Below are 7,012 nucleotides of genomic sequence, written 5' to 3'. Positions count from 1 at the left end.
CTCATCCGGGCGGAGACGTCCGAAAAAGGCCTTGTCGTGACATGGCATGCGCGCGGAGGCGAAACCACGACCGAGACCTTCGACGCCGTTATCCTGACCACAGGCCCGGCGCATGGCGGAATCGTCGGTTCCTCGGCGCTGCTCAGCGCAATGTCGCGCGAAGGCCTGATCCGCGCCGATCCGCTGGGGCTGGGGCTCGAGGTAACCGATCACAGCCTGGCCGTCGGTGCGGATGCGCGGCCCACCCCCCGCCTCCATGTCGCGGGGCCGCTTGCACGTGGGCATATCGGCGAACTCATGGGCATTCCCGAGGTGACAGCCCATGCGGAAGGCGTGGCCGCGCGGATCGCGGCCGAGCTTGCCCCCGTGCCACGACGCTCAGCGACCAGCGCGCAGGATTGACCCTTCACCGGAGATCCAGGCAAACCCGTTCGCGGGCAGATCCAGCCGATGCGCCTTCAGCGTGGCGACTGAAGGCCCGCAGAGCGCCGCATCGGAAGCCAGCTTCAGGCTGGCAGGGTTGCCAGAGAGATTGAAAACACAGGTCAGCCTTTCACCGCCGTGCTCGCGCGTGAATGCCAGGAGCGGTTCGGGCAGATCGAGAAACGCGATATCGCCCCAGCGCAGCGCCGGTTGGGATTTCCGGAAGGCAATGGTCTTCTGATAGGCAGAAAGCACGCTGTCCGCCTGGGCGGCTTGCAGATCCACCGCCCGCGCCGCCTGGGCAGACTTGATCGGCAACCAGGGCTTGCCCTGAGAAAATCCGCCATTCAGCGCGGTCGCTTCCCAGACCATCGGCGTGCGGCAACCGTCACGGCCCTTGATCTCTGGCCAGAAGCGCAGGGCGGGCGGATCAGTCAGTTCCTCATAGACGAGCTCGGCTTCCGTCTGCCCTAATTCTTCCCCCTGATAGAGGCAGATCGCACCCGGAAACGAGCAGAGCATGGCGATGGCCTGCCGCGCCAGAACGTCCGGGTCCAGCGCGTGAGCGGCCCAGCGGGTCACATGCCGCACCACGTCGTGGTTCGAAAAACTCCAGCAGGAATGCCCGTCGGGCGCGCCAAGCCGCACCCCTTCGATCGCGCGTCGAAAATGGGCCGGGGTGAAGTCGGGGCTGAGCATCTCGAACGAATAGCACATGTGCAGGCGATCCTCGCCCATGGTGTATTCGGCCATGATGTCGATGGCGGCCTGTCCGCCATCGCCGACCTCCCCCACCATCATCCGGGCATCGTATTCATCGGTCAGGGCACGCAGGCGACGCAGGAATGCGATATTCTCGGGCCGGTTCTTGGAATGGATGTGAAGCTGGAACCCGAACGTGTCGGGCCCGGTATGCTTTGGGTTGGGCGGATTGTCGCGCAGATCACGGTCGTGGAAATAGTAGTTCACCGTATCCAGCCGGAAGCCGTCGACGCCCCGTTCCAGCCAGAAACGCATCGCGTCAAGCAATGCGACCTGCACTTCGGGATTCCAGACGTTCAGGTCGGGCTGCTCGATCAGAAAGTTGTGCATGTAGTATTGGCGCCGGCGCGGTTCCCATTCCCAGGCCGGGCCACCAAAGACCGAGGGCCAGTTGTTCGGTGGCGTTCCGTCCGGCTTGGGATCCGCCCAGACATACCAGTCTGCCCGCGGGTTCGTCCTGTCGCGACGGCTTTCCGCGAACCAGGGGTGCTTGTCGCTGGAATGGCTGATCACCTTGTCGATGATGACCTTGATGCCCAGTTCATGTGCCCGTGCCACCAGCGCGTCGAAATCCGCCAGCGTGCCGAAAAGCGGGTCGATATCGGTATAGTTCGAGACGTCATAGCCCATGTCCTTCATGGGCGAGGTGAAGATGGGCGAAAGCCAGATCGCATCCGCGCCAAGTGCCGCGACATGGTCCAGCCGGCGGGTGATCCCGGGCAGGTCCCCGATGCCGTCGCCGTCACTGTCCTGAAAGCTGCGGGGGTAGATCTGATAGATTACCGCGTCACGCCACCATTCCGCCATCTCTGCCCTCTTTTTCACCGAAACCACATGCGGCCACTCAATCATGGCATTTTCAATCCGCAAATCGTCTTCTCTGCATGCACAGGCGCGTTGCCCGAATCTTTGGCCTTGCTACAGTGATTTCGATGGCAAAGCTGAAATCACCCCCATATCCAAGCGAACGCGACCTTGCTCAGTTGTGCGAGGGACGCTGTGATGACGCTTTCGGCAAGCTCGGACCGCATGAAATCGACGGCAAGCGCTGGTTGACCGTCTTTCTGCCAGGTTTGTCCGCGCTTCATGTCGTCACGGACGATGGACAGATCCCCCTGCCCCGCCTGTTACAGGACGTGTTCTTCGGCCCGATCCCCGAAGGTCCGTATCGCCTCTTTGCCGAAGCCTCCAATGGCACGTCATGGGAATTCGAAGACCCCTATCGTTTTGGTCCGGTTCTGGGCGAGATTGATCTGCACCTCATCGGGGAAGGCACGCATCGTCGGCTTTGGCAGGCGCTCGGGGCACATATCACCACGCATGAGGGCATAGACGGGACACATTTCGCAGTCTGGGCCCCGAATGCCAGACGCGTCTCGGTCGTCGGCGATTTCAACGCATGGGATGGCCGTCGACATCCGATGCGAAAGCTGGGGGCCAGCGGAGTATGGGAAATCTTCCTGCCGCGGATCAGCGAAGGCGCGCTTTACAAGTATGAGATCCTCGACGCCAAGGGGGATGTGACGCTCAGGTCCGACCCGTTGGGCTTCGGCAGCCAGCACCCGCCGGAAAAGGCCAGCATGGTCCGGGATATCCAGGGATATGGCTGGCACGATCAGGACTGGATGGCGAAGCGACCCGCCCTGCAGGATCGTTCGGCCCCGATCTCGATCTACGAGGTGCATCTGGGAAGCTGGAAGCGACGCTGGCAGGATGGGGCACGCCCGCTGTCCTACAAGGAGCTTTCCCATGAGCTTGTCGATTACGCAAAGGAAATGGGCTTTACCCATCTGGAGCTTCTGCCGATCACCGAATTCCCGTTTGACGGCTCATGGGGCTACCAGCCGGTCGGGCTCTATGCGCCGACGATCCGCTTCGGACCGCCGCACGAATTCCGCGACCTGATCGACGCCGCCCATCGCGCAGGTCTGGGCGTGATCCTCGACTGGGTGCCCGGCCATTTCCCGACCGACGCGCACGGGCTGGCGCGCTTCGACGGAACCGCGCTTTACGAACATGCCGATCCGCGCGAAGGCTTCCATCAGGACTGGAACACGCTGATCTACAATTACGGTCGGCTGGAAGTCGAAAACTACCTGATCGCGAATGCGATCTACTGGCTTCGGGAATACCATATAGACGGGCTGCGCGTGGATGCCGTGGCGTCCATGCTTTACCGCGATTATTCGCGCAAGCCCGGCCAATGGATTCCGAACAAGGATGGCGGGCGCGAGAATTACGAGGCGATCGACTTCCTGCAGAAAATGAACATCGCCGCCTATGGCGAGGTTCCGGGCATCATCACGGTGGCCGAAGAAAGCACCTCGTTTCCCAAGGTGTCTGCCCCGGTCGACACAGGGGGGCTGGGCTTTGGCTACAAATGGAACATGGGCTGGATGAACGACACGTTGGGCTACATGTCCAAGGAGCCCATCCACCGCAAATATCACCACGAACAGATGACCTTCGGGCTGATGTATGCCTTCAGCGAGAATTTCATCCTGCCGATCAGCCATGACGAGGTGGTCCACGGCAAGGGCAGCATGCTGCGCAAGATGCCCGGTGACGAATGGCAGCAATTCGCGAACCTGCGTGCCTTCTACAGTTTCATGTGGACCCATCCCGGCAAGAAGCTCCTGTTCATGGGCTGCGAATTCGGCCAGCCCGAGGAATGGAACCACAATGGCGAACTGAACTGGCAGGCGGCCGCAAAGCCGCTGCATGAAGGCTTGCGCAGGCTGGTCCGCGATCTGAACCTGCTCTACCGCAAGATGCCGGCATTGCATGTGCGGGACGCCGAGCCCGCTGGCTTCCTGTGGCTGCGCAGCGATGCCGACCAATCGATCCTGGCCTATCTGCGGCGGGGCAAGGACGCAGACGCGCCGGTCGTTGCCATCTGCAATCTGACACCTGTTCCAAGGCATGGCTTCCGGATCGGCCTGCCTCAGTCCGGATCATGGGACGAGGCGATCAACACCGACGCGACGATCTATGGCGGCAGCGGACAGGGAAATCTGGGTCAGGTCATCGCCGAGGCAAAGCCGCATGACGGCCAACCCGCCTCGGCCGAACTGACCCTGCCGCCGCTCTCGGTCGTGATCCTCACGGCCAGCGAATGACGATGATGGGAGGAGGAAGCGATGGTTGAAAACGCACGACTGACGCGCAGGGCGATGGCCTTCGTCCTTGCAGGGGGACGGGGCAGCAGACTTTTCGAACTGACCGACCGACGCGTGAAACCTGCCGTCTATTTCGGGGGCAAGACACGGATCATCGACTTTGCGCTTTCCAATGCCGTCAATTCCGGAATCCGCAAGATTGCCATCGCAACGCAGTACAAGGCGCACAGCCTGATCCGGCACTGCCAGCGCGGCTGGAGCTTCTTTCGGCCGGAGCGTAACGAATTCCTCGACATCCTGCCTGCCTCGCAGCGCATGTCGGATGAACACTGGTATCGAGGCACAGCCGATGCCGTGACCCAGAACATCGATATCGTGGACAGCTATGACGTCGATTACATCATCATCCTCGCGGGCGATCACATCTACAAGATGGATTACGAGATCATGCTGCGCGAACATGTCCAAAGCGGCGCAGACGTGACAATCGGCTGCCTGACCGTTCCCAAGGCCGAGGCCAGCGCCTTCGGTGTCATGGGGGTAGACGAAACCGGGCGAATAACCTCATTCCTCGAAAAGCCGAAGGACCCACCGACAGTGCCGGGGGATTCCGAAAATTCGCTGGCATCAATGGGGATCTATGTCTTCAACTGGGCCTTCCTGCGCGACCTGCTTGAAAAGGATGCCGCAGATCCCGAATCCAGCCATGATTTCGGAAATGACCTGATCCCCGACATCGTTGCGCGGGGCAAGGCGATGGCGCATCGCTTCGATGTGTCCTGCGTGCGCGATCCCGGCGCTCCGGCCTACTGGAAGGATGTCGGGACGATCGATGCTTTCTGGCAGGCCAATATCGCGCTTACGGACTTCACGCCGGGGCTGAACCTCTGGGACAGGGATTGGCCGGTCTGGACGAACGCGATCAGCGTTCCCCCGGCAAAGTTCATTCATGACGAAACGGATCGCCGCGGCGTCGCGATCTCGTCCATGGTTTCGGGCGGATGCATCGTTTCGGGAACCGAGATCCGCAATTCGCTGCTGTTCACCGAGGTTCATACGAACAGCTACGCGGTGCTCGATCATGCAGTGGTGCTGCCCTATGTCACGGTCCACCGCTCGGCGCGGCTGCGCAAGGTGGTGATCGATCGCGGCGTGGTCATCCCCGAGGGGCTGGTCGTGGGCGAAGACCCGCTGGAAGACGCCAAATGGTTCCGCGTCAGCCCGCGGGGTGTCACGCTGATCACCCAGACGATGTTGGACAAGCGGGCGGCTGAGCTTTGATCTCCGTCCTCTCCGTCACATCGGAATGCGCACCGCTGGTCAAGACTGGCGGGCTCGCGGATGTCACGGGCGCCCTGCCCCGTGCGCTGGCATCGGAAGGGATCCAGATGCGGACCCTGCTGCCCGGCTATCCTGCCGTCATGGCGGCGCTTGGGGACAGAACCGAAGTGGTCGGCGGTTTTGATAATCTCTTCGGCGGACCGGCGCGCCTGATCTTCGGGATGGCGGCCGGTCTGGAGATCCTCACGATCGATGCGCCCCATCTCTACGATCGGCCCGGCGGGCCCTATATCGGCCCCGCCGGTGGTGACTGGCCCGACAATCCCGAACGCTTCGCCGCACTTTCCTGGATCGCGGCCCATGTCGCGGCCAATGGCGCGGACGGTTGGCGGCCGCAGATACTCCACGGCCATGATTGGCAAGCCGGCTTCATGACCGAATATCTCGGCCAGATGGGTGAACATGACGTGCGCAGCCTGCTGACCATCCACAACATCGCCTTTCACGGCCTCGTCGGTCCCGAGCGGATCGGCGCCTTGCGCCTTGATCCGTCTCGGTTTCATTCAGGGGGATACGAATACTGGGGCGCGGTTTCGGCGCTCAAGGCCGGGCTGGTCGGCGCGGATATCCTGACGACGGTATCCCCGCGATACGCCGAGGAACTCATGACACCGGAGTTCGGGATCGGCTTTGACGGGGTGATGCGCAGCCGCCGCGAAAATCTCACCGGGATCTTGAATGGCATCGACAGCGAGATCTGGAACCCGGCCACCGATCCCCTGATCAAGCCCTACCAGACCCCAAGGGGCAAGCTCGCGAACAAGGCCCCGTTGCGCGCCGAATTCGGCCTGCCCGAAGCCAGCGGACCACTTTGCATCATTGTATCGCGCATGACACACCAGAAGGGTCTGGACCTCGTGCTGGAGGCCCTGCCCGCCTTGCTGGAACATGGTGGCCAGCTCGCGCTTCTGGGTTCGGGGGAACGCGAGCTTGAACTGTCATTCGCCGCGATGGCCGAACGCGAGGCAAATGTCGGGGTCCGGATCGGGTATGACGAAGGTCTGTCGCATCGCATGATGGCAGGCGGAGACGCGATCCTTGTACCCTCGCGCTTCGAACCCTGCGGTCTGACCCAGCTATATGGGCTGCGCTACGGCACGCTGCCACTGGTCGGGCTGACCGGAGGGCTGGCCGATACGGTCATCAACGCGTCTCCCGCCGCCTTGGCGCGTGGCGTGGCGACGGGGCTGCAATTCTCACCGGTGACCGCCGAGGCATTGCGAAATGCGCTGACGACACTTTGCAGGCTTCACGCTGACCAGGGCATCTGGGCGAAGATGCAGCGCAATGCCATGGCCCAGCCCGTCGGCTGGGACCAGTCTGCCAGGGCCTATGCTCAGCTATATGAAAGGCTCGTGGCCAGTTGA

Annotated in this window: 5 protein-coding genes (1 of these 5 cut by a window edge); 4 read left to right on the top strand and 1 reads right to left on the bottom strand. The window is 62.1% G+C overall.

Annotation, left to right across the window (positions count from 1 at the left end):
* Positions 1 to 402: the final stretch of an FAD/NAD(P)-binding protein gene (locus RGQ15_RS09040; RefSeq protein ID WP_311159883.1), read on the top strand. It extends 1,038 nt beyond the left edge of the window; the window shows 402 of its 1,440 coding nt (coding positions 1,039-1,440); its start codon lies beyond the left edge, outside the window; its stop codon occupies positions 400 to 402.
* Here RGQ15_RS09040 and RGQ15_RS09035 read toward each other — a convergent pair.
* On the bottom strand, positions 379 to 1,992 hold the full coding sequence (locus tag RGQ15_RS09035) for an alpha-glucosidase family protein (protein ID WP_311161068.1): 1,614 nt from the start codon (positions 1,990 to 1,992) through the stop codon (positions 379 to 381). The genes RGQ15_RS09040 and RGQ15_RS09035 overlap by 24 nt on opposite strands.
* Before the next feature lie 125 nt (positions 1,993 to 2,117).
* Between RGQ15_RS09035 and glgB the strand changes: the two genes are divergently transcribed.
* From glgB to glgA, 3 genes are read left to right on the top strand one after another with little or no spacing between them, the layout of a single operon-like run.
* Entirely contained in the window at positions 2,118 to 4,304 is a 2,187-nt protein-coding gene (gene glgB / locus RGQ15_RS09030; RefSeq protein ID WP_311159882.1) for a 1,4-alpha-glucan branching protein GlgB, read from the top strand.
* Between the two features lie 21 nt (positions 4,305 to 4,325).
* A complete protein-coding gene (gene glgC, locus RGQ15_RS09025) occupies positions 4,326 to 5,585 on the top strand; it encodes a glucose-1-phosphate adenylyltransferase (RefSeq protein WP_311159881.1) in 1,260 nt (419 codons plus the stop codon).
* Positions 5,582 to 7,012 carry a glycogen synthase GlgA gene (gene glgA / locus RGQ15_RS09020; RefSeq protein ID WP_311159880.1) on the top strand — a complete coding sequence of 477 codons (1,431 nt, stop codon included), beginning with the start codon at positions 5,582 to 5,584 and terminating at the stop codon, positions 7,010 to 7,012. Before glgC ends, glgA begins: the two co-directional genes overlap by 4 nt.

Source organism: Paracoccus sp. MBLB3053, assembly GCF_031822435.1.
Classification (GTDB): Bacteria; Pseudomonadota; Alphaproteobacteria; order Rhodobacterales; family Rhodobacteraceae; genus Paracoccus; species Paracoccus aurantius.
This window is presented reverse-complemented; position numbering and strand designations above follow the sequence as displayed.

What these genes read in the sequence shown, in the direction of transcription:
- glgC (WP_311159881.1), top strand. Translation starts at nt 4,326, where the DNA reads ATGGTTGAAAACGCACGACTGACGCGCAGGGCGATGGCCTTCGTCCTT.
- RGQ15_RS09035 (WP_311161068.1), bottom strand. Translation starts at nt 1,992, where the DNA reads ATGGCGGAATGGTGGCGTGACGCGGTAATCTATCAGATCTACCCCCGC.
- glgB (WP_311159882.1), top strand. Translation starts at nt 2,118, where the DNA reads ATGGCAAAGCTGAAATCACCCCCATATCCAAGCGAACGCGACCTTGCT.